This is a genomic window from Gordonia sp. LMA484 (assembly GCF_058129505.1).
The window spans coordinates 31,084-53,288 of record NZ_CM176700.1 but is presented as its reverse complement, the minus strand read 5'-3'; the positions used below and the strand labels follow the sequence as shown (position 1 = coordinate 53,288).

Genomic DNA, 22,205 nt, shown 5'->3' with positions numbered 1-22,205 from the left:
AGGCTTCGGCGGGATCAGGATTGCGAGCTGTCGTCGTCGAGCACACCCGATGCGACGAGTCCGTCGATGGTCTCCTCGGAGTACACCTCGCGTGCGACGGCACGGCTGTCCGCGCCGACCCGCGGCGCGCGCGGATTGCGCTCGGGCCGTTCCCCGTCGAAGCGCCACGGCGGTCGCATCAGCGCCAGTCCGTCGGGCTGGATGTCCGCGAGCTCCAGCCATTTCACCTGTTCGCTCTCGATGTAGCCGGTGACGGTGAGTACCGGGGCGAATGGCACGTCGTGTTCGGTGAGTCGCTTCTCCCACTCCGCGTACGAGCGGGTGGCGAACTCGGCCTCGACGATCTTGACCAGTTCGAAGTAGTTGGCCTCGCGTGGCCGGTAGATCGCGAAGCGCGGGTCCTCGGTCAGGTCGGGCCGCTCCATCGCGGCACACAGGGCGTGCCAGAACTTCTGCGACGACGACAGGTGCACGGCCATGAACTCGCCGGTGGAGGTCTCCACACAGAAGTTCTGCGCCTGCGGGTGCCGGCTCTGCCGGTCGGGGTCCTTGCCGAGTTCGAAGGCCTGGGTGATCGAGTCGGTGGTCAGCGCGCTGACCGCCTCCATGATCGAGGTCTGCACGTGCTGGCTCTCGCCGGTCTTCAGGCGTCCGACGAGAGCCGCGAGTACGCCCGTGGCGGTCGAGAGCCCAGTCACCAAATCGGCGGACAGACCACCGGCGAGCTGGGGATGGCCGGCGTCGCCGAAGATCGAGTACAGGCCGCCGAAGGCGTGGCCGATCGTGTCGTAAGCGGGACGGTTGGCCAGCGGACCACCCTCGCCGAAGCCGGTGACCGAGCCGTAGACGACGTCGGGGCGCAGTGCGCGGCAGTCCTCCAGGCCCAGGCCGAGTGCGTCGGCCTTGCCGGGACGCAGATTCTCCAGCACCACGTCGAAATGCGGGATCAACGCTTTGACCAAGGCGACGCCCTCGGGCTTCTTCAGGTCGACCGCGAGGCTGCGCTTACCGGCGTTGTACTGCCGGAAGTACGGGCTCTGGTCGTTCTGCAGCCGGCGGAAGTCCTCGCCCACCTCGGGCTTCTCCACCTTGACGACCTCGGCTCCCAGCGAGCAGAGCATCGAGGTGCCGAACGGGAGTGCGATATATCCGCCGATCTCGAGGATTCGAATCCCGTCGAGGGGTTTGTGCTGCATGTCCGCTCCTGTGTCTGGTATGACGTCGGTCACCAAAGAATATATTATCTATAATTGAAAGACAAGGGTGTGGGGCGAATCTCTTCGCCCCACACCTGCCTATCCGGCCACGAGCAACGCCACCAGATCCGCAGCCTTCACCGACGGATCGGTGTTCTTGATCGCCGCCAGCAACGCCTCGGTCTGCGCCGCCCCGAGGTTGGTCGTGGTGAGGTCACGGAACTTGGCGTCCGAATCCGCCTGCGACATCGGGTTGGGTGCCGATCCGACGGAGTCCTCGACGAAGATATGTTCGGTGGAGCCGTCGGTGAAGGTCGCGGTGATGTCAGCGACCATCTTCGTCGGATACTTCTTGTCGAGTTCGGCGTCGACGTGAATCCGCAGCCGTTGCGCCAGTTGGGCCACCTCACCGTCGGGACCCAGATCCAGGGTGCCGGCCATGTACTGCCGATGGGTCTCGTAGCCGTTGCCCTTGCCCAGCGTCGACAGCGCGAACTGGAACGGCAGACTGTACTGCAGGTGCTCGATCTGTTGCGGCGCATACGCATTGACGTTGCTGTTGCCGACGACGACGTCGCCGCTCTCCCGGATCCCGAGGTCGACGTGGTCGATATCGGCGGCCCGGTCGGTGAGTTGGCGTGCGCCGTCGATGAAGGCGTGGTTGAAACCGCAGCAGCAATACGGCTTGAACAGTGGATCGGCAATCTCGTACGGCCTCGTCAGGGAAAACCGCTCGGCGTCTTCGTCGTTCAGGTCCTTGACGACGAAGGTCTGGAAGAAGCCCTTGGCGCCGGACAGGAATCGGGTCGGTCCGGTGATGCCGGCCTCGGCCATCTCCGCGGCACGGATGCCGTTGCGGGCACCGATGCCCGAGTGCACGCGCTTGATCGAACCACCCGACGAGGTGTACTCGGTGGTGCCGGCGCAGTGGCTGAACGCGATGGCGAGAGCGTTCAGAGTGGTCGGCAGGTCGAAGCCGCGCATCTTCGCCACCACCGCGGCGGTGCCGAACGGGGAGAGCACGGCGTGCGGATGGAAGCCTCGGCGCAGCAGATCCGGAGAGGCGAGGCTGCCGATGCGGGTGTAGACCTCATACCCGGCGACGATGCCCTCGATCACGTCGGCCATGGTGGCGCCCATCTCTTCGCCGACCGCGAGTGCCGCCGAGATCACCGCGCTCCCAGGGTGACTCAGGCTGGCCGCGTGCGCGTCGTCGTACTCGAAGCTGTGACCGAAGGTGGCGTTGACGAACGCGGCGTCGCCGGCGCTCATCGCCTCCCCGGATAGCGCGACCCGAGCGGTGCCGGGCGCATGGGTGCGGCGGGTCAGGTCGACGACGGCCTGGCTCCACGGCAGGGTGGCGCAGCCGACCTGCAGGCCGAGCTGATCCTGCATGAGGCGACGGGTGCCCTCGAGCGCCTTGGGAGTGAGCTGGTCGTAGTCGAGGTCGACGACCAGCCGGGCGACGGATTCTTCGATGGAGGTCATGAAAGGTCTTCTCCTTTAGACGAGTCAAGAAAGCTTCGCCAGCAGATCAGCCGGCAGTCCGTACGACTTGAGTTCGACGTAGGCGTCGAAGCCCTCGAGTCCGGCTTCGCGACCGATGCCGCTGTGCTTGAAGCCACCGATCGGCGCGTGGAAGCCGACCCCACTGCCGTTCAATTCGACGGTGCCGGTGCGGATGTTGCGGGCGAACGCGAGAGCGTGTTCGGGGTCTGCGGTGAACACCGAACCATTGAGCCCATACTCGGAGTTGTTGGCGATGTCGATCGCCTCGTTCTCGTCGCCGAAGGTGTGCACGGTCAGCACCGGACCGAAGACCTCCTCCTGCGCGATCTTCGCGTTCGGGTCGACGTCCGCGAAGATCGTCGGCTCCACGTAGAAGCCGCGGTCCAGGCCATCCGGACGTCCGCCACCCACCAGGAGTTTCAGCCCCGCGGCCTTGGCGTCATTGACATAGCCCTCGACACGATCACGCTGCACCGCACTCGCCACCGGACCGATCTCGGTGGCCGGGTCGAACGGATCACCCACCGGCATCGAATGAACCATGTCGACGAGACGGTCGAGCAGTTCATCTCGGCGCGAGGCCGCGACCACGATGCGGGTCTTGTTGCTGCACACCTGACCGGTGTTGCGCAGCGAGAGTGCCCGGATCGACGGGATCGCCAGGTCGAGGTCGGCGTTATCGAGCAACACCGCCGCCGACTTGCCACCCAGCTCCAAGGTGCACCGTCGCAGGTCCTCGCCGCAGATCGCGCCGATGCGGCGGCCGGCAGCGGTGGAACCGGTGAACGACACCTTGTCGACGCCACGGTGGCGAACCAGGTACTCGCTGACGTCGCGGTCGGCGGGCACCACGTTGACCACACCGTCGGGCAGCCCGACCTCGGCGAGCAGGTCGGCGAGGAAGTAGGCGTCCAGCGGAGTCTGCGGGGTCGGCTTCACGATCATCGTGCAGCCAGCCAGCAGTGCCGGCGCCAGCTTGATCATGGTGATCAGCAGCGGTGCGTTCCACGGCACGATGGCCGCGACCACCCCGACCGGCTCCCGAGTGACCAGAGCGTTGCCGGTGACCGACTGCCGGATGTCCTGCCACGGGTACTGCGGGGCGAGCTCGATGAAGCTGTCGAGCAGCATGCGCGGACCGATCGACTGCATCTTGGTCGACAGCGTGATGGGGCAACCCATTTCGGCGCTCACCAGTTCGGCGGCGATGTCCTGTTTCTCCTCGAGTTTCGCACTGAGTCTGCGCAGCACAGCGATTCGCTCGTCCAGCGACATCCGCGGCCACGGCCCGTGGTCGAATGCGGCACGCGCCGCGGCGACCGCCTTGTCGATGTCGGCGGTGGTGCCCTGCGGCACCCTCGCGATGACTTCCTCGGTCGACGGTGAGATCACCGCGAAGGTCTCGGCGGACTCGGGGTCCACCCATATTCCACCGATGAACAGCTTGTCGAAGTTGCCTTGCCACACCATGACGTTCTCCTTGCCACACAGATAACTCAGCGTCGCTATCCCAGCGCCGCGATTCGTCAGAACTCGATAACGGCCTTGCCGCGCGTCTGCTTGTCGAATTCCTTGTAGGCCTCTTCCGCGTCTTCGATGTTCCAGCGGTCGGTGAACACTGCGTCGACGTCGATGTCGTGCGCGGCGACGAAGCGGGCGCACTCCCCCATCCCCACGTTGGAGAAGGTGTAGGACCCGATGATCGAGATCTGCTTGATCACGATGTCGGGCGACACGTCGAGGTCGATGTTGCCGCCGAGGCCGACGAGCGCGATCCGACCCCAGACGCCGAGAGCGCGGGTGGCCGCGGCGCGGGCGACGGGTGCGCCGGAGGTCTCGATGGCCACCGATGCCCCTTTGCCGCCGGTGATCTCGCGGATCGCCTCGATGGGATCGGTGCTGCTGGAGTCGATGACGTGGTGCGCGCCGAGCCCCTTGGCGGCGGCCACGCGGTCGGCGGCGATGTCGACGGCGATCACCTCGGCACCCATGGCCTTGGCGAACTGGATCGTCGACTGCCCGATGGGACCGAGGCCGAACACGGCGACGGTGTCGCGGCCGGTCACGTCGGCGCGCTTGAGCGCCCCGAACGCGGTACCGGTGCCACACGCGATGGCCGCACCCGCCGAAAACGAGATGCCCTCCGGCATGTGGACCAGGGTGCGGGCCGGCACCACCATGTAGGTGGCATGACCGCCGTGCGCGGTGGCGCCGTAGATGGTGGCACCCTGTTCACACATCTGCGTCCAGCCGGTGCGGCAGAGGTCGCAGTAGCCGCAGCCGTCGTAGTGGAAGACCATGACGCGGTCGCCCGGCGTGAAGCTCTGCGGGTTGACGTTCGAGCCGATCTCGGCCACCACACCGCACGGCTCGTGGCCGGCGATGATCGCCGGGTTCTCGTCCATGCCGCGGGAGGCGAAGTCCTTGAAGCCCAACGCCTTCAGCGCCGCTCCCGGCGGATCACGATAGAACTTCAGGTCGCTGCCGCACAGACCAGACGCCTTGATCTCGATGACCACATCGTCGGGTCCGGGTGTGGGATCGGGGAAATCGGTGACCTCGAGTTCACGGTCGCCCTTGAAGACCACTCCGCGCATTGCTCTGCTCCTCCTGCCGTGCCCGCGCTCAGCGCGTGCCGCTCACCATGGTCGCGACGAGCGTGACCGGATTCTCGGTGCGGTTGCTCCAGATGTGCTTGACGCCGCGGGTGACGAAGGTGTCGCCCGGCTTCAGCAACGTCTCGCCGGTCTCGGTGACCGCATACAGTTCACCCTCGATGATGGTGACCACGTCGACGGTGTCGGTCTCGTGCCACACCGCGGCCGCTTCCTCACCGGCGCCGCCGTGGGAGTCACCGCCATGGAAGGCGTCGAGCGACGCGGCATATGCCTCGGCGTCAAACTCGCTGTCCGGCGGGAACACCGCGATCCGGACCACGAGGCCACCGTTGGGCGGATCGAGGACGGGCTCGGTGCCGACGGTCGACTCGCTGTTGACCTTGGCGGGCAGGCTGTCGATCTGCCACAGCTCGTTCACGGTGAAACCCGGCTGCGCGGTACGGACAACGCTGTCGGAATCGGAGACGATGGTCGACTTGCCGTCCGCGTCGAGACCGGAGACGACGATGCGCGACTGGACGCTGAGGTGCTCTCCACTCATGACATTCCTGCTTTCGGGAGTTGAGGGTGATCGATGCTGATCAGAAGGCTTTGTATGACTGCCATCACATTACTTAATATATTATGCGGAGTCAATGGATAGCACGGGACTGCTGTGACCTGCAGTCTCAGGCAGAGAGGATGCGGACCGTCGACGCCGCGGATGGTGCGTCGAGCATAGGTTTCAGCGCGCCCGGCTGATTGTGGTACTTCGCTTTATAGGCCTCGGCTACCCGGTCGTTGAGTTGGGAGTCGGTCACCTTCTCCAGGATCGCATCGGATTCCATGTCGCCGACCTGAACGCGCGCGGTGCCGGCGGTCGCATGGCGATACCACGCGCCATCGGCACCATAGGCAGAGCGGATGTAGAGGTCGTCGTCGACACGAACCACCCAGATGGGCGTCCATTTACGGAGCGAACCGTCCTGGCGATAGCTGGTGATATGCAGTTCTTCGCTGCCGCCGATGCGGTCGAGTTGTTGTGTGTTCCAGGTCATAGAACGAGGCTAACCACGCCGACTCCGGTTAGGGAGTTGCTGCGAGTACCCTCGCTAATCGGCCCAGGTGACCACTTGTTCCAAGGGCGCCCGCGAGGTGCGGTAGCTGTTCGCCGGGTGGGCTTCGTCGGCGTAGCCAAAGGAGATGCCCACCAACACTTTACGGTCGTCGGGGATACCGAAGTACTCGCGGAAGAAGTCGGATTGCCCGGCAAGTGCGGCCTGCGGGATGGTCGCGATGCCCAGGCTGCGGGCGACGAGCAGGAAGGTGGCGACGTACAGGCCGGCATCGACGGCGCCGTAGGTGCCCTGCTCGGCATCGGTGGTGATGAGGGCGACGTGCGGGGCGCCGAAGAAGCGGAAGTTCTCGAAGGCCTGCCGCGCCGACGCCTCGCGGTCGCCGCGCGCCACGCCGACCGCCTCGTAGAGCTGCCAACCGCTCTCCCGGCGACGGTCACGGTAGACCCCCGTGTACTCCGCGGGCGCGGGGAAGTCGAAGGACTGGCCCGGATGGCTGCGCACGTGCTCACCGAGCGCGGTGCGTAGCCGTTCGGTGGCATCGCCGGAGGTCACGACGACCTGCCACGGCTGGGTGTTGCACCAGGAGGCCGATCGTTGTGCCGTGTTCAGGAGTCGTTCGATGAGATCACGAGGAACGTCGCGGGACTCGAAGGCGCGGCAACTCCACCGCTCGTCGAGGAGTTGACTGAGCACATCGGCGGCGGGATCCACCGCGGACGACAGGGTGGTTTCGTTGGTTGCGGCCATTCCAAAATAATACATAGTGCATTATCGTGCGTCCAGGGCGTGTCTAAGCTTGACGGGAGCAGGGTGAATGCGATGACAGCGCGCAATGAATCGATGATAGATCGCGTGATCGAGGTGCTTGAGGCTCTCAAGAACGCCGGCACCCCCATGACCGCATCCGGGATCGCGCGCAGCACGGGCATCCCGATGCCGTCGACCCACCGCATCGTCAACGAACTGGTTCGCACCAGAATTCTGGAGCGCGACAAGGATTTCACGCTGCGCATCGGGATGCGCCTGTGGGAGATCGCGGCACGCTCGACACCAGTGTTGAACCTCCGCGACATCGCACTTCCGTATATGGAGGACCTGCTGGCCGTGGTCGGCGAGCCGACGTTGCTGTCGGTTCTCGACCGTAACGACGTGGTGAATGTCGAGACCTTGACGCCGCGACGGCCCAGCGCCACCAACGTGACCCAACCCGGGGTCCGGCTGCCGGCACTGGCGTCATCCCCCGGGATCGTCCTGACCGCCTTCGCCCCACCCGATGTCCGCGCCCAGATCCTGGAGACCTGCAAGGTCACCCTATTCACGGTGCACACGGTGGTCGACCGCGGTGAACTGCGACGCATCGTCGATGACGCCCGCCGCGTCGGCCACGCAGTCCTCCCGCGCTGGATGTACCTGGATTCCACCGGGGTCGCGGTGCCCATCCTCCGCGAGGACGGCACCGCGTTTGCCGCGCTGTCGGTGACCAAGCCCTCTGAGGTGGGTGTGCCGTCGGACCTTCTGCCCGCCATGCACACTACCGCCCGCGGTATCGCGCGCGCCGTGCGGTCGGGTGCTGCACGCCAGGTGACCGACCCCGAGGTGACGCTGCTCAAGCAGCGCCTGCGACACGCGACCGAGGTGAAGTAGCCTTCTCGCTGATCGAGAAACCGGGTGTTGCGGTCGTGACGGATGCCACACCATCGCAGCATGACAGCTTTCACCATCCAGAACTCCGAAGATCCGATGTCGACGCTCTGCCGGATGGCACTGGAGACGACCTACGACGATCTTCCCGACGAGGTGATCACCCATGCCAAGCACACCCTGCTCGACGCCATAGGCGTGATGATCGGGGGGTCGGGGATGGACGGCATCCCGGAGATCGTCGAGCTGGTGAAGGAGAAGGGTGGTATCGAGCAGACTCCGTTGCCCTTCTACGGCGGGCGGGTTCCGGCCGCGGACGCCGCACTCGCCATCGGGCCGATGCCACGCGCCATGGATTGTGGTGATCTCCACGAGGAGGCCGGCCACATCAGCGAGTACATCGTCGCGAGTCTGCTCGCTGCCACGGGACTACGGGAAAGTTTGAGCGGAAAGGACTTTCTTGCCGCTCTGGTGGTCGGACAAGAGATCCTCATCCGGATCGGATCGGCCTACAAGGTCATCAGTACCGCGGTGAAGTCCAACGACTGCGGCGGCCACTACATTTTCGGTGCGGTAGCGGCCGTCGGCAAGCTCATCGGACTATCGGCCGAACAGCTCGAGAACGCCCAGGGCATCGCCCGCACCATGACCCAGCCTCACACCATGGGCATCTACGCTCCGGCCACACTCATGGTCCGCGTCCATCACGGCCTGGTCTGTCAGTCCGCGATCACCGCATGCCTTCTCGTGCAGAAGGGCATCACCGGACCTCGGGAGTCGGTATTGCTGGGCCCCAACGGCTTCCTGCGTACCGCACACTGGGAGACCGACCCTGACGCGCTGACGCGGGGCCTCGGTGAGCACTGGGAGATGACCCGGATCACGACCAAGGGCTACAGCGCGTGCTACTTCTCCCATTCCTCGATCGACGGCATCATCGGGCAGATGCACGATCACAACTTCTCCGCCGACGACATCGCGAGCATCCACATCGAGGTGTCGACGTCGGGGTGGCGAGCGGTCTGCGAGCCGCTGGACCGCAAATGGGATCCCCAGACGGTTCCCGAGTGCCAGTTCAGCCTGCCCTACGCGGTGGCGACGGCCGCCTTCGACCAGCAGGTCTTCCTCGACTCGTACAGCGTGCAATCGCGAGCACGTACCGATGTTCGGGAACTGATGACCCGGATCACCGCCGAAGAGGTGCCGGCCGTGTCGGACTGGGGCGCGCGTGTGCACACCACACTCCGCGATGGCCGGCAGATCGACACCGAACACGTCTATGTGAAGGGCCATCCCGACAACCCGTTCAGCGAGCAGGACTTCATCGACAAGTTCCGCCTGTGCGTCCCCTACTCGGTGTTCCCGGTGAGCATCGATGTCCAGGAATCAATCCTCAAGCACGTCCTCGAACTCGAACACAGCGTCGATGTCGTCGACGACCTACTACTCCCGCTGACCCCCGACCACACCGCCTGACCCTGAGGACCAACCATGAACTCATTCACCACCGCCGACCCAGGCCTGCCATCGCCGCAGTCCCGCATCGGAATCCGAGCCTTCGGCATCGTCATCCTGTGCATGTTCATCAACATGATCGACGGCTTCGACCTGTTCATCATCGGATTCGCACTACCCCACCTCCCGGCTGGTTTCGCCACCGACGGCCAGAAGGGGCTGATCATCAGCCTGGCGTTGGTCGGCATGGCGGTCGGCGCGATCGGGCTCGCGCGGTTCGCCGACGTCGTCGGTCGTCGTGCGGTCGGGCTCGCCGGCATCCTGATCAACATTGTCGGACTGGGTATCTCGGCGCTGTCGGTGAACGCTGAGATGCTCATGGCGGCACGATTCATCACCGGCGTGGGCGTCGGCATGATCAGTGTGGTCATCGTTGTCGTCGCGCAGGAGAGTTCACCGCCGTCGCACCGAAGCCTGTCCACCGGGCTCGTGATGGTCGGGTATCCCTTGGGGACCACGCTCGCCGGGCTGGGAAGCGTGTCCATTGTCGCGTTGGTCGGCGAGAACTGGCACGCCCTGTTCTGGTTGGGTGCAGCTGCTTCGATGATCGCCCTGGTCGCCGCCTATCTCGGCATTCCGGAATCCGCAGCGTTCCGCACACGCACCACCGCACCCGTTGCCGAACCCACCCAGCGAACCGAGACAGCTCCTGCACTGTTGGGCCGCGAACTGTGGGTGCGCACTGTTCTGCTCTGTGTCGGCTACACGATGCTGGCAGCCGCGTTCAACTTCATCGGTACCTGGACTCCGCAGCTGATCACCGACGCCACCGGCGACAAAGGTACCGGCGCGACGGCGGGGCTCATCGTGGGCCTCGGAACCCTCGTCGGCGCCATCACTTTCGCAGTTCTGGGCTTGCGCTACAAGGCGAGCACGATGACCTGGATCTTCTCCTCGGCCACCATAGTGTCGCTGCTCGGCTTCGCGCTGCTGCTCCCCCACGCATCGGCGTACATCTTCGCCGCCGCCCTCGGTGTTGCCGTCTTCGCGGCGATGTGCGGATACACCGCGATGATCCCACTCGCCTATCCGGTTCTGGCGCGCGCCAAGGGCTACGGAACGATGCTCGGCGTGGGTCGCGCCGGTGCGATCGTGGCACCGGCGATCGCCGGATTCGCACTGTCGGTGATCACTCCGAGCCAGCTCTATCTGTTCACGGTCATCCCGCTGGCCGTCGCGGCGGGCACCTCGGCGCTGATGGTGCCCGCGCTTGGTCGGCGGCGATCCGCAGTGAGCTCAGAACACGTTGTACCGAAATCAGATTCCGTGCCCGTGTTGCCGTAGGTCAACTGCGTGGGCCGCATTCTCCAGCGCGCTGACGGTAACCGTGCCGAAGACGCCGGAGCGGTCGAACATCCGGGCCGTGCCCACCGCGATCCCATCGCACTCCACACGGTCGGTGGCCTCGAGACCGATCTCGAGGCCACTCGGCATTCGTCCGACCGTCATCGTGGCATCGGCGTTCACGTACTCAAGCCCGGCCGTCCCGAGATTCGTGGTGGCACTGGCGAGATCGGCCGCGCACGCCGCCATCTGGAATGGCGTCGGATCGGCATCATCAGTAACGGGGATCGGGAACTGCCACAGCACTTTCTGCCTCACGTCATATGGTGCCTCACGCGGCGGTACCCACCGCTCGGCGCCGCTGCGATACAACCTCTCCGCCTCATCCGGCCGGAGAACGTCACCAGCAGGCGGTTCCGGAACTCGACCCGGCGCCCAGACCGTGCCGCCGGGATTGGTGCCGGCGGCAAGGCACAGCGCGCTTGCCCTCGCGACGGGCCGATCGTCCTGGATGAGCGCGGCGTCGAGCAGACATATCCGTCGACCGAGTCGAACGACGTCGACGCGAACTGCGGACGGCACCATTCGGGCCACCCGGAATAGATCCAGTGTCCAACGGACAGGACGTAATTCGTCACGATCAAGTCCTGCAAGCGTCTGCTCGACGGCCCGCGCCAAAGCGCCACTGGTCGCGATACCCCGCATGTGGTCGGATCCCCAACCGCTCGCGGCAAGCGGTTGGGGAATGAATACTTCCCGTCCGTCCTGATCAATGCGATGGAAGAGTGCCGGAGCCCTCACGAACATCCCCTTCGTGCCACGCGATCAGTCGCGCTGTGCGACCACCTCTTGTAGGATAACGGCCGCACTGACCGCACTCGCCCAGCCCGCGTAGAACGCAAGATGTGTCACGACCTCGCTCAGTTCGTCAACTGCCACACCATTGTCGAGCGCGCGTTTCAGGTGCGACCGCAGCTGATCCGGCCGGTACGCAGTGATCAACGCGGCGACCGTGACGAGGCTGCGGTCGCGCGGTGACAGCTGCTTCCTCGCCCACATATCGCCGAACAGGACCGCGTCGGTGAGATCGGCAAGTTTGGGCGTGATACCACCGACGAGTTGCTGCGAAGCCGAGGTCTGTTCGGTCATCTGTGCGCCGCCATCATCGTCGACACCACCGTCGCCGGCGCTCCCGACCGATTGTGCCAGGCGTGCACGGTGCCGCGTTGCACAAAGCTGTCCCCGGCACGCAGGAGTGTCTCCGTGGTTTCGAGCACGGCATAGATCTCTCCGGAGACGACGGTCACGACATCGACAGAATCGGTTCGATGCATACCCGGGACTCCGTCGACGTCGCCGGACTCCGGCTGCTCGCCGTATACGTCCGCGATCGCAACCGAATAGGCCGCCGCGTCCATGTCGCTGTTGGGCGCGAACGTGCACATGCGCACCACCAGACCGCCCCGCGGAACATCGACCACCTCGCCGGTCAGCGTATTGTCGGCGCCAACTCGAACCGGCAGCGCTTCGGTCCGCCAGAGATCCATGACCAGTGAGCCGTCCGGGCGCTTCGCCCAGGTCGCGGTGTCACCATCGCTGACCACCGTCGACCGGTGCGCTGCATCGACTCCTGACACCACGACCCGGGCGGTGTGCACGGACTGCTTCTCACTCATCAAGACCTCCTCTGGCGGCGCGTTTCGCATTATACATAATGTATCGCCAGTCATTGATCACCGCCAGTACCGAGGACGACAGCATCTGCAACTGCTGTTCGTCACTCGGCGCCCAGGTGCTCGGACAGGAATGGCGTGATCTCGCTGACCGCGCGGTCGACGTACTTGGGCACGTCGTAGAAGTCCATGTGCGTACCGCCGTCGACAACCACGAGCTTCTTGATGCTGTTCAGCTTCGCGTGCAGTTCCGTTGAGTGCCAGAGTGATCCGGCCTCGCTGCCCGCCACCATGATGACCGGCTGGGTGAACAGGTCCTCGACGAGGTTGAACGCGTCGAAGCCCATGATGCGGGGGATACTCGCTGACAGCAGATACTTGTTCTGCGCGTTCGGGTGCTGGGCCCGCGGAGTCAGGTAGTACTCCGATGCCTGCGCGAGGTCGTACGGGGTGTCGCTGTCCGGCTCGGCCGGCACATATGGTGCGGTCGCCATGTCGGCGCCTTCGGCCTCGGCGGTGCGCTGCTGCGCGACCTGGTCGAGCATCGGCACGGCGGCCGAGTCCGGGTCGAGCCCATACCAGCCCTCGCGCCACGCGGTACCGATGTTCAGTGCACTCACGGTGGCGACGGCGTTGACCCGATGATCGGTCATCGCGGCGTTGATCGCGTAGCCGCCGCCGGCACAGATGCCGACCACCCCGATCCGGCCGGAATCCACATAGTCCAGCGACTGCAGGTAGTCGACGGCCGCGCGCACGTCCTCGACACGGGCGTACGGATCCTCGAGATGATGGGGTTCGCCGCCGCTCTCGCCCTGGAACGAGGCGTCGAAGGCGAGGGTCACGAAGCCTTCGTCGGCGAACTTGGTCGCGTAGAGGCCCGCAGTTTGCTCTTTCACCCCACCGCCCGGATGAACCGTCACCAACGCGGCATAGCTGCCATTCGCGTTGAAGCCCGCAGGGAGAAAGAGGTTGCCCGCCATGCTGATCGGGCCGTTGGGAAATGAGACTGCATCCACGTCGGTGCTCCTGAGATCGTGTCAGTGTCCGAGGTCTCTCGGCTGCCGACAACCATGTTGCCCATCTCGGGGCGCAGCAGGCAGATGCTGTTCATACGGGGTACTGGTGGCCCCTGTCTCGCACTGCCCCAACCGCCGGTCGAGTCGCCGACGAGCCGCCAGGCAAGCTCGGAACCTACTCGACCAGCAGATGTTGCCCTTGGCTGGAAACCTATTCGACCGGCGGCGCCGGAGACGGTTTCTCGGTGATCGATAACCTCCCGGCTCATCATTGCCAGCATTATGCATAACATATAATGTGACCTAGGTCGCAGCACTCCCGCGCTGCGCAAGCCATCACACGGCCACTCAACAATCCCCGGAGGAAATGTCGTGACCATGCCCCAGACTCGATCTCGCAGCGGCTTGACCGTTGCGATCCTGTGCTTCTTGACGATCGTCGCCGACGGCTACGACATGGTCATCTACGGCGCCGCACTTCCCAAGATCCTTGACGAACCGAATTGGCAGCTCAGCCACGGCACAGCCGGTCTGATCGGCACGTGGACCCTGGGTGGCCTGATGGTCGGGTTCCTCACAGCCGGCCCGCTCACCGATCGCATCGGGCGTCGCAAGCTCATGCTGATCGGCGTCGCGTGGATCTCGGCAGGTTCACTGCTGTCGGCGGTGTCGCTCAACGTCGAGATGTTCGGTGTCGCGCGATTCCTGACCGGTGTCGGCATCGGCAGCGTCGTACCCTCCGCGGTTGCCTTGACGATGGAGTACGCGCCGAAGAATCGTCGCCAGCTGTACAACGCGTCGATGCTCACCGGCTTCTCCTTCGGCGGCATCATCGCTGCGCTGGCCGCGATGTGGTTGCTGCCGCACCACGACTGGCGCGTGCTGTTCGGACTCGGCATCACGTTCGTCGTCCTTATCCCGATCATGTACTTCCGGCTGCCGGAATCGGTCGGATACCTTGCGGGCCGGGGTCGTGACACGCAGGGCCGTGCGCTCGCCGAGTCATACGGCTTCGACTACGACAGCATCGCCGCTACCGTCCGTGCTGAAGCGGCTTCGAGCACGGATACGCCTGGTCTGCGTCGCCTCTTCCGCCGCCCGCTGGTTGCCCGACTGCTCATCTTCATAGTGATCAGCATCTGCGTCAACGTCGTGGTGTACGGACTCAACACCTGGGCACCTGCCCTGATGCGGGAACAGGGGTACGCGCTCGGCTCGGCGTTGACGTTCATGCTGCTCCTACAAGCAGGTGGGGTGATCGGGGCGGTCGCAGGTTCCTATCTCGCCGACCGGGTCGGCTGCGCACGTGTCGTCGGCTCACTGTTCATCGTCGGGGTGATCTCGCTGCTGGCGTTGAGCAACAAGATGGACACCGGCTGGGTCATGCTCGCGATCCTCGGTGCAGGCATCGGTGGCACCGGCACCAACTCGGTGCTCTACGGCTTCGTCGCCGACAACTTTCCGTCTGCCTTCCGCGGCTCGGCGCTCGGCGTCGTCATGGGTATCGGGCGCATCGGTGCCATGGCCGGGCCGGCCATGGCCGGATTCATTCTCGACGCCGGCCTGGGCGTGCAGTGGAGCTTCTACGCCTTCGCGATCCCGGCGGTCATCGGCGCGGCGCTGGTCGCCGTGGTCCCGCTCCTGACGCGCCAGCAATCCCTCGACCGAGAACCCGAGATGTCGATCGCCTGATCTCGCCATCGCAGCGGACCCGGATGGGGTTACCACCAGACCCTCCCCATCCGGGTCCGCCTGTCCCTAGGCTGTCCACATGCAGATCGCGAAGGACATCAGAGACTTCTTGATGGCCCGGCGCGCCGAGATCACACCCGATCAGGTCGGCCTGCCGCCGGGCGGACGCCGCCGTGTACCCGGCCTCCGCCGCGAAGAGGTGGCCCAGCTCGCCGGAGTGAGCACCGAGTACTACACACAGATCGAACGAGGCCACGTCGACGGCGTCTCCGAGGAGGTACTCGGTGCCATCGTCTCGACGCTGCGACTCACTGACGAGGAGACGTCACACCTCTTCGATCTGGTCCGGGCCGCGACCACGAAGCGTGGTCCGCGTCGATCCCCGGCCCGGGCCGGGCGGAAGGTACCCAGCACGATCCAGGCCCTGATGGACGCGATGATGACGGCCCCCGCGATCGTCATCAACGGTCACCTCGACATCATCGCCGCCAATGCGCTGGGTCGCGCCGTGTACGGACCGCTCTACACGCGAGCCGGCTCTGCACCACCGAACATCGCCCGCTTCACATTTCTGGATCCTCGCGCCGACGAAGTCTTCCCCGACTGGCGACGATCGGCGGACGACGCCGTCGCCTTACTACGCGTGGAGGCCGCGAGATCACCGGACTCTGCAGCGGTGACCGGCCTGATCGGCGAACTGGCCACCAAGAGCGACGAATTCCGAGCCCGCTGGGCCGCACAACGGGTCAAGGCGCACCGTCGCGGTACCAAACACTTCATCCATCCCGACGTCGGCGAACTGACGTTGCAGTTCGAGGTTCTCGATCTCACCAGCGCGACGGGACTGGCCATGATCGGTTACACGGCCGAGCCGGGGTCGTCGTCAGAACAATCGCTGCGCCTGTTGTCGAGCCTGACTGCGACCAAGGAAACAGATTCCCTCGTCGCCGATGGTGGTGCGCAACCCGCCGATGGCAAGCGCTGACTGTTCACGACGCATTCGGAAGAATCGACCCCATGGACTCGAAGGACAGCACGCGTTCGACGATGACGCCCGGCCAGGAGTACTACTGTCATGGGCTGCGCCGCATGACCGGCCGCGACATCAATGAACATCACCGAGGCGCCAGTGTTCTCGAACTCTTCTTCGACCTCACCTTCGTCACGGCATTCGCGGTCGCGGGTTCACAACTCGCTCACGGCATCGCCGATGATCACACCGGCACGGCAACAACCGCATTCGCCATCGCCATGCTCGCGATCCTGTGGGCATGGACAAGCTACACGTGGTTCGCATCCGCATTCGACAACGACGACTGGTTGTTCCGAGTTCTGACGCTCGTCCAGATGGCCGGCGTGATCATCCTCGCCATCGGCATTCCGGACATGTTCGCCTCGATCGAAGAGGGCGAACACTTCACCGGGGGCGTGATGGTCGCCGGGTACGTCGTGATGCGCGTGGCTGTGATCGGGCAGTGGTTACGCGTGGCATCGGACGACCGCGATCACCGAGCCCTTGCCCTCGCCAACGTGATCACCGTCGGTGTCGCCCAGTGCGGTTGGGTCGCCTTCATCCTGCTGCCGTTGTCTCTGCCCGCCGCCCTTGTGTTCATCGTGGTCTTCTGGGTGATCGACCTCGCGGGCCCGATCACGGCCGAACAAGTCGGTATCCACCGTGGCAATGGCGGTACACCATGGCACCCCCACCACATCGCCGAACGCTACGGTCTGCTGGCGATCATCGCAATCGGCGAGACCGTGACGGGCACTCTGGCCGCGGCGGATGTCATCTCCGGACAAAGCGGTTGGAGTGTCGACTCGGTCGTCGTGATCGGTGCCGGCATCCTCACCTCGTTCGCCCTGTGGTGGACATATTTCCTTCTGCCGTCCGGGCCGGTCTTGAACATGCACCGCGTCAAGGTCATCCCGTGGGCGTACGGACACTTGATCGTCTTCGCGGCCATCGCCGCGGTCGGTGCGGGACTGCACGTGCTCGGGTACATCTATGACGACCATTATCACGTGAGCACGGTGACTGCGATCCTTTCCATCAGTGTCCCCGTGCTGATCTTCATGACCGGGGTCTTCCTGATCCATGCCTGGCTGGTCGGTGCTGCGTCCCGGAACCCGGCGCACGTGGTCGCGTTCGCGGCACCGGTGGTCGCAGCGATCCTCGCCGAGGTGGGGTGGCCGCTGTGGGCGTGTCTGTTGGTAGTACTCCTCTCGCCCGTGTCGATCATCGTGTCGTACGAACTCGGCGAGTGGAGTTCACTCGCACGCCAACTCGACCGCGCACTCGACGACTCCAGCGAGGGATGAGCACCTTGATGCCCATCGTCATGGCCGTGGTGCTTGCCCTCATCACATTCTGGTTGCACCGCAGATTGGTCCGCGCCACACGGATGCCTCGTCCCTGGTCGACGATCGCCGACGTCACGCTATTGATCCTCTACGTCCTCGCGATCATCGGTGCCGGCAGCGGCGTCGTGCTCGACCCCTCCTGGGCACGTGCTCCCGCGTTTGCGGGCTGGGTGTGGCTCGGTGTCGTCTTCTACCTGGCCCTCGGGATCATCGTGATCGGTCTCTTGTCGCTGGGCTTGCGCCTGGTGGGGCGAATCCGCGGCTCCGAGAAGCGGGCCGGTGTCGACACGTTGCGCCGCCGCACGATTCAGATCGGCTCGGCGATCGTCGTGGTGGCCTCGGTCGTGACGGTCAGTTACGGGGTCGCTGAGGCCGCCCGGCCGCGGGTCACCCACACCGAGATCCCGCTGGCCCGACTGCCCCAGCAGTTCGACGGCACACGTGTCGCGCTGATCTCCGACCTGCACGTCGGACCGGCGCGCGGACGCGCCTTCACACAGCGCGTCGTTGATGAGGTCAATGAGCAGAAGCCGGACCTCATCGTGATCGCCGGGGATCTCATCGACGGCACTGTCGCATATGTGGCCGATGACCTCGCTCCCCTCGCCGAGCTCTCCGCACCCTTGGGGGTGTTCGGTGTCAGCGGCAACCACGAATTCTACGCCGACGACGGCGGCAAGTGGCTCGACGTGTGGGACCGCCTGGGCGTCAAGTCCTTACGGAACGAGCGGGTGGAGGTCAACACGAACGGCGCCACCATCGACGTCGCGGGCGTACATGATCTGACGGCACCCACTCCGTACGAGCCCGACCTTGATGTGGCGCTGAAAGGCCGCGATCCGAACCGGTTCGTACTGCTGCTCGCTCATGAGCCATTGCAGGCGTTCGACGCCTCCGACGCCGGCGTCGACCTGCAGTTGTCCGGCCATACGCACGGCGGCCAGATGTGGCCGATCCGCTATCTCGTGACGCTGCAACAGCCGACGCTGCAGGGCCTCGACCGGATCGAGAACACCACGATCTACACCACCCGCGGCGTGGGTGCCTGGGGGCCACCGGTCCGCGTGGGTGCACCGCCGGAGATCAGCATCCTGACGTTGACCCGCCCGTAGACACGGTGTCTGGGTAGGCCCTCAGGTGTGGGATTCGCTGCCGAAGACCTCGTCGAGGAATTGGGTCGACGGGGCGGGGACGCTGTCGTCCCACCGCCCGGCCAACAGGTCCGATCTGATCTCCTCGACGAGGCGGCGGAACCGCGGCCCACCGTCGAGCGGGTAGCGAACCATCCCCACCTCCTCGCACCGCGCAAGCAGGTGCGCAGCATGCCGCCTGGCCTCGTCGGTTCGGCCGGCCGTCGATAGGCAGACCGCGAGAAGCCGTTCGGCGCGCAGTTTCGCTCGTTCGCGCCCGGTATCGGCGAGTTGATCGACCCATTCTTGCGCCCATCGACACGCGATGTCACATTTCGCCGCGGCATCGACATCACCGGCTGTATCGGCCTCCGCCAGCAGGAATCGGATCGCAATTCCGGACTCGAGTTGCGCCACGAGCGCGGGAACACCAAGGGTCGGATGCGGCCGGGTGGCGAAATCCACCCCGAGGTCGCAAACCGCGCCTGGCGGGGAGTCCTTGGACCGAGTACTCGGCTTCGACGAAGGCCCGTAGCCGCACGGCGTCCAGGCGATCGGCGATGTCAGCCGCGTCGTCAAGAAGTGACGCAGCAGCAATGCGATCTCCACGGATCAACGCAAGACGTGCACCGATGATGAAGCGCGCCTTGATCATGTCGATGACGCCTTCGGTGGCCCCGAGCTTGAAACTCTCGTCGAGTAATCTGATCGACTCGTCCACGCGGCCCCGCTCGTACAGCACGTCCGCCAGCACCGCGCACGCCAGGCGCGCAGCCTGCGATTTGGTGGCCGTCCCTGTCCCGGTGGAGACGCGCAGGGCGTTACGGAAACACTCTTCGGCCCGATCGAGGTCCAGTTCCTCGAAGTAGGCGACCCCATCGAGTGCGTACCCGTACATGACCGCATACGGCCCGGTGTTCTGCTGATGGTGGGGCACCGCCCATTGCTGCCAGCGATGGGCTTCGTCGAAGTCGAAGCGGAATGTGGCATTCATCGTCGCGACATTCGCTATGGCGGAAACAGCGAAGGGCGGCAACGTATCCGACTGTTCAACAACCACCGCGATCATGTCGTCGAGGACCCCGACCTCATCGGAGGTGGCCCGCACACATGCGTCGACCACCTGCGCCTCCAACCGCATCTTGGGCACCGATGCGTCTTCGGCCGGCATGCCCGCCAGCGCCGTGGCCACGCGAGCGAGCGCCGCGTTGGCAAGCTCGTTACGATGCAGGAGAACATTGGCCCACGCCACCAGCAATTGCATGCGTGCACTGGACGTCACGGCGTCGCCCGGCAGCTTGTCCACCATTCCGAGCAAGGTGGCGATGTGCGCGTGCTCGATCAGCGACTGCCCGTGCTTCTCGACGAGTGTCACGGCACGAGCGGTGTCGCCGGATGCCAGCGCGTGATTGACCGCCTCGGCCACCATGCCGTGCTCGGCGAACCACACCGACGCCGTCGAGTGCAGCGCAACGACCGCGTCCGGCTGGTCGCGTTCGAGCCGGCGACGGAGAAACTCCACGAACAGGGGATGGAAGGAGAACCAGTCGCCGTCCTGATCCACCCTGCGCAGGAACAGATCTCGTGCCTCGATGTCCTCGAGCAGCGCTTGGCTGCGCGACTCGCCGCTCAGTGCTGTCGCCAAGCCGGCGCAGATCCGCTCCGGCAACGACACGGTGAGCAGAAAGTGCAGCACATCGGGTTCGAGTGTGGACAACACATTCTCGGCCAGAAAGTCGCCGATCGCGTGGTGACGTCCCGAGATGTGGCTGATCAGTTCCGCGGGCGTGTCCGAACCGCGCAAGGACACCGACGCCAGTTGCAGCGCGGCCACCCAGCCCTCCGTCGAGTTACGCAGGTCGGCCACCTCGTCGTTGCGCAGTTCCAGTCCCGCACAGTCATGCAGGAAGGACCGCGCTTCCGCGGCATCGAAACACAATCCGGCGATGTCGATTTCGACGAGTTCGTCCTGGACGCGCATGCGGCTGATCGGCAGCCCGGATCGCGATCGACTCGTGATGATGAACTGCAGATGGTGGCAGCCACGCTCGAGGAGAAAGTCCATCGACGCAATCGATGCGGAGTTGGTGACCCGATGCCAGTCGTCGACGACGATGGCGAAATGTTCGTGGCGGGCATGGATCTCGTTGATCAACGAGGTCAGCACATACTGTTCGGCCTTCGCGCCGTGCTCGTCGACGACGTCGGCGAGGTCACCGACCACCGCCGGATAGGCGCGCCGGATCGCCTCGACCAGGTTGGCGAGAAATCGCGCCAGGTCGTTGTCGTCGTCATCGACCGTCAGCCACCCCACGATGACACCGTTGTCCCGCAGTTCCTCGCCCCACTGTGTGGCCACCGTCGTCTTCCCGTAGCCGGCGGGCGCGTGGATCAGGATGAGCCGACGTTGCCCACCCTCACGCAGAATCTCCATCAGACGCGCGCGCGGCACCTGCGTACGGGGACGCAACGGCGGATGAAACTTGGTCGACGGCGTCGGGGGCGCAGTCGTGATCGAGATCCGCGGACGACGTTCGGAACCGCCGAGGACCGGTGCATCCGAACCCGCCAGCGGCAGCGCCATCTCGTCGACCGCCACACCCAATCGGCGCTGCACCTCGCGCAACTCTTCGCCGTACTCGACGACCGAGATGGGTCGATCGCCCGGCTCACGAGCCATCGCGTGCTCGATCGCCTCCGACAGCGCGTCGGGGAGACCCGCGGTCCGCAGATCAGGCACCGGTTCTGCGGCGACCCGCAAGAAGTGTGCGACCACCTGCTCGCCGCTGCGTCGCTCGAAGGCCGCATGCCCGGTCAGCGCGCAGAACAACGTCGCACCCAATCCATAGATGTCCGAGGCCACCGTCGGCGACGATCCCGTCAACAATTCGGGGGCGGTGAACGCCGGCGAGCCGGTGACCATGTCCGCGTCCGTCTCGAAACCGCCCGAGATACGGGCGATACCGAAATCGGTGAGCTGCGGCTCGCCGTACTCGGTGAGCAAAATGTTGCCCGGCTTCACGTCGCGGTGCAACGTGCCCGAACGGTGCGCCGTCTCCAACGCACCAGCAACCTTGATCCCGAGCCGCAACACGTCCTGCCACGCCAGCGGCCCGAACTTGCGGATGCGGGCATCCAGCGAATCATGTGGGTGATACTGCATGACGATGAACGGGAACCCGCCCGGCGTGGTGCCGACCTCGAGGATATTGACGATGTTCGGGTGGCCGGACAATCGGCCCATCGCGCGCTGCTCGCGTACGAACCGTTCGAGATTCTCTTCGTCGAGGTGATCGGTGAGCACCTTCACCGCCACCGTACGGTCCAATTCCGGCTGCGTACAGCGATACACAGCCCCGAACCCGCCATGACCGATCAGCACCGGATCGGTGAATCCGGCAGCCACGAGATCTCCAGCGATGTCGGGTACGACATCGCGCTGAGTCATCTGCGGATCGTACTCGGCCATGGGGCTGTCCTCGATCGCACGCGACGCGTTTGTCAGTGCA

At 65.1% G+C, this 22,205-nt stretch carries 18 protein-coding genes and 1 pseudogene; 7 read left to right on the top strand and 12 right to left on the bottom strand.

Going from position 1 to position 22,205, the window contains the following annotated elements; translation table 11 throughout:
• Positions 1-14 precede the first annotated feature (14 nt).
• The 7 genes from AC4AMJ_RS00215 to AC4AMJ_RS00185 all read right to left on the bottom strand — a co-directional run bounded on the left by AC4AMJ_RS00215 (position 15) and on the right by AC4AMJ_RS00185 (position 7,128).
• Positions 15-1,196: a CaiB/BaiF CoA transferase family protein gene (locus AC4AMJ_RS00215; RefSeq protein WP_489916527.1), complete on the bottom strand. Its 1,182-nt coding sequence runs from the start codon at positions 1,194-1,196 to the stop codon at positions 15-17.
• Positions 1,197-1,295: 99 nt separating this feature from the next.
• Positions 1,296-2,684, bottom strand: a complete 1,389-nt coding sequence (locus AC4AMJ_RS00210) for an MmgE/PrpD family protein (RefSeq protein WP_489916525.1) — start codon at positions 2,682-2,684, stop codon at positions 1,296-1,298.
• Positions 2,685-2,708: 24 nt separating this feature from the next.
• Positions 2,709-4,175, bottom strand: a complete 1,467-nt coding sequence (locus tag AC4AMJ_RS00205; RefSeq protein ID WP_489897582.1) for an aldehyde dehydrogenase — start codon at positions 4,173-4,175, stop codon at positions 2,709-2,711.
• A gap of 56 nt (positions 4,176-4,231) precedes the next feature.
• Entirely contained in the window at positions 4,232-5,302 is a 1,071-nt protein-coding gene (locus tag AC4AMJ_RS00200; protein WP_449738417.1) for a zinc-dependent alcohol dehydrogenase family protein, read from the bottom strand.
• 28 nt (positions 5,303-5,330) lie between these two features.
• The gene (locus AC4AMJ_RS00195) at positions 5,331-5,864 is read right to left on the bottom strand and encodes a cupin domain-containing protein (protein ID WP_489897583.1); all 534 of its coding nucleotides are present in this window, start codon (positions 5,862-5,864) and stop codon (positions 5,331-5,333) included.
• A 127-nt stretch (positions 5,865-5,991) separates the two neighbouring features.
• Positions 5,992-6,360: a DUF2255 family protein gene (locus AC4AMJ_RS00190; protein ID WP_489897584.1), complete on the bottom strand. Its 369-nt coding sequence runs from the start codon at positions 6,358-6,360 to the stop codon at positions 5,992-5,994.
• 54 nt (positions 6,361-6,414) lie between these two features.
• On the bottom strand, positions 6,415-7,128 hold the full coding sequence (locus AC4AMJ_RS00185; protein ID WP_489916523.1) for a nitroreductase: 714 nt from the start codon (positions 7,126-7,128) through the stop codon (positions 6,415-6,417).
• A gap of 105 nt (positions 7,129-7,233) precedes the next feature.
• Between AC4AMJ_RS00185 and AC4AMJ_RS00180 the strand changes: the two genes are divergently transcribed.
• The 3 genes from AC4AMJ_RS00180 to AC4AMJ_RS00170 are packed head-to-tail and all read left to right on the top strand — an operon-like array spanning position 7,234 to position 10,821.
• Positions 7,234-8,025 (top strand): IclR family transcriptional regulator, encoded by a 792-nt coding sequence (locus AC4AMJ_RS00180; RefSeq protein WP_489897586.1) that lies wholly within the window; start codon positions 7,234-7,236, stop codon positions 8,023-8,025.
• A 60-nt stretch (positions 8,026-8,085) separates the two neighbouring features.
• Positions 8,086-9,498, top strand: coding sequence for an MmgE/PrpD family protein (locus tag AC4AMJ_RS00175; RefSeq protein ID WP_489916520.1), 1,413 nt, complete (start codon positions 8,086-8,088; stop codon positions 9,496-9,498).
• 15 nt (positions 9,499-9,513) lie between these two features.
• On the top strand, positions 9,514-10,821 hold the full coding sequence (locus AC4AMJ_RS00170; protein ID WP_489897588.1) for an MFS transporter: 1,308 nt from the start codon (positions 9,514-9,516) through the stop codon (positions 10,819-10,821).
• Here the strand turns inward: AC4AMJ_RS00170 and AC4AMJ_RS00165 are convergent.
• The 4 genes from AC4AMJ_RS00165 to AC4AMJ_RS00150 form a co-directional block, all read right to left on the bottom strand.
• The gene (locus AC4AMJ_RS00165; RefSeq protein WP_489916518.1) at positions 10,795-11,526 is read right to left on the bottom strand and encodes an acyl-CoA thioesterase domain-containing protein; all 732 of its coding nucleotides are present in this window, start codon (positions 11,524-11,526) and stop codon (positions 10,795-10,797) included. The genes AC4AMJ_RS00170 and AC4AMJ_RS00165 overlap by 27 nt on opposite strands.
• Positions 11,527-11,646: 120 nt before the next feature.
• The gene (locus AC4AMJ_RS00160) at positions 11,647-11,970 is read right to left on the bottom strand and encodes a carboxymuconolactone decarboxylase family protein (protein WP_489916516.1); all 324 of its coding nucleotides are present in this window, start codon (positions 11,968-11,970) and stop codon (positions 11,647-11,649) included.
• Positions 11,967-12,497, bottom strand: a complete 531-nt coding sequence (locus AC4AMJ_RS00155; RefSeq protein ID WP_489916514.1) for a cupin domain-containing protein — start codon at positions 12,495-12,497, stop codon at positions 11,967-11,969. The genes AC4AMJ_RS00160 and AC4AMJ_RS00155 overlap by 4 nt, the downstream gene beginning before the upstream one ends.
• Positions 12,498-12,598: 101 nt before the next feature.
• The gene (locus tag AC4AMJ_RS00150) at positions 12,599-13,513 is read right to left on the bottom strand and encodes an alpha/beta hydrolase (RefSeq protein ID WP_489916512.1); all 915 of its coding nucleotides are present in this window, start codon (positions 13,511-13,513) and stop codon (positions 12,599-12,601) included.
• Between the two features lie 378 nt (positions 13,514-13,891).
• Between AC4AMJ_RS00150 and AC4AMJ_RS00145 the strand changes: the two genes are divergently transcribed.
• From AC4AMJ_RS00145 to AC4AMJ_RS00130, 4 genes are all read left to right on the top strand, one after another.
• Positions 13,892-15,205, top strand: a complete 1,314-nt coding sequence (locus AC4AMJ_RS00145) for an MFS transporter (protein ID WP_489901063.1) — start codon at positions 13,892-13,894, stop codon at positions 15,203-15,205.
• 79 nt (positions 15,206-15,284) lie between these two features.
• Complete coding sequence (locus AC4AMJ_RS00140; RefSeq protein ID WP_489916510.1) at positions 15,285-16,190, top strand: helix-turn-helix transcriptional regulator; 906 nt, start codon at positions 15,285-15,287, stop codon at positions 16,188-16,190.
• Positions 16,191-16,222: 32 nt separating this feature from the next.
• Positions 16,223-17,524 (top strand): low temperature requirement protein A, encoded by a 1,302-nt coding sequence (locus AC4AMJ_RS00135; protein WP_489916508.1) that lies wholly within the window; start codon positions 16,223-16,225, stop codon positions 17,522-17,524.
• An 8-nt stretch (positions 17,525-17,532) separates the two neighbouring features.
• Positions 17,533-18,678, top strand: a complete 1,146-nt coding sequence (locus tag AC4AMJ_RS00130; RefSeq protein WP_489916505.1) for a metallophosphoesterase — start codon at positions 17,533-17,535, stop codon at positions 18,676-18,678.
• Positions 18,679-18,699: 21 nt separating this feature from the next.
• Here the strand turns inward: AC4AMJ_RS00130 and AC4AMJ_RS00125 are convergent.
• Positions 18,700-22,165 (bottom strand): annotated as a pseudogene (locus AC4AMJ_RS00125) (protein kinase domain-containing protein).
• Between the last annotated feature and the right edge of the window lie 40 nt (positions 22,166-22,205).

Excerpts from the sequence above, each read along its gene's own strand:
- AC4AMJ_RS00145 (WP_489901063.1), top strand. The coding sequence starts at position 13,892 with ATGCCCCAGACTCGATCTCGCAGCGGCTTGACCGTTGCGATCCTGTGC.
- AC4AMJ_RS00135 (WP_489916508.1), top strand. The coding sequence starts at position 16,223 with ATGGACTCGAAGGACAGCACGCGTTCGACGATGACGCCCGGCCAGGAG.
- AC4AMJ_RS00165 (WP_489916518.1), bottom strand. The coding sequence starts at position 11,526 with ATGCGGGGTATCGCGACCAGTGGCGCTTTGGCGCGGGCCGTCGAGCAG.
- AC4AMJ_RS00155 (WP_489916514.1), bottom strand. The coding sequence starts at position 12,497 with ATGAGTGAGAAGCAGTCCGTGCACACCGCCCGGGTCGTGGTGTCAGGA.
- AC4AMJ_RS00185 (WP_489916523.1), bottom strand. The coding sequence starts at position 7,128 with ATGGCCGCAACCAACGAAACCACCCTGTCGTCCGCGGTGGATCCCGCC.
- AC4AMJ_RS00175 (WP_489916520.1), top strand. The coding sequence starts at position 8,086 with ATGACAGCTTTCACCATCCAGAACTCCGAAGATCCGATGTCGACGCTC.
- AC4AMJ_RS00200 (WP_449738417.1), bottom strand. The coding sequence starts at position 5,302 with ATGCGCGGAGTGGTCTTCAAGGGCGACCGTGAACTCGAGGTCACCGAT.
- AC4AMJ_RS00170 (WP_489897588.1), top strand. The coding sequence starts at position 9,514 with ATGAACTCATTCACCACCGCCGACCCAGGCCTGCCATCGCCGCAGTCC.
- AC4AMJ_RS00210 (WP_489916525.1), bottom strand. The coding sequence starts at position 2,684 with ATGACCTCCATCGAAGAATCCGTCGCCCGGCTGGTCGTCGACCTCGAC.
- AC4AMJ_RS00205 (WP_489897582.1), bottom strand. The coding sequence starts at position 4,175 with ATGGTGTGGCAAGGCAACTTCGACAAGCTGTTCATCGGTGGAATATGG.
- AC4AMJ_RS00190 (WP_489897584.1), bottom strand. The coding sequence starts at position 6,360 with ATGACCTGGAACACACAACAACTCGACCGCATCGGCGGCAGCGAAGAA.
- AC4AMJ_RS00140 (WP_489916510.1), top strand. The coding sequence starts at position 15,285 with ATGCAGATCGCGAAGGACATCAGAGACTTCTTGATGGCCCGGCGCGCC.
- AC4AMJ_RS00215 (WP_489916527.1), bottom strand. The coding sequence starts at position 1,196 with ATGCAGCACAAACCCCTCGACGGGATTCGAATCCTCGAGATCGGCGGA.
- AC4AMJ_RS00160 (WP_489916516.1), bottom strand. The coding sequence starts at position 11,970 with ATGACCGAACAGACCTCGGCTTCGCAGCAACTCGTCGGTGGTATCACG.
- AC4AMJ_RS00130 (WP_489916505.1), top strand. The coding sequence starts at position 17,533 with ATGCCCATCGTCATGGCCGTGGTGCTTGCCCTCATCACATTCTGGTTG.
- AC4AMJ_RS00195 (WP_489897583.1), bottom strand. The coding sequence starts at position 5,864 with ATGAGTGGAGAGCACCTCAGCGTCCAGTCGCGCATCGTCGTCTCCGGT.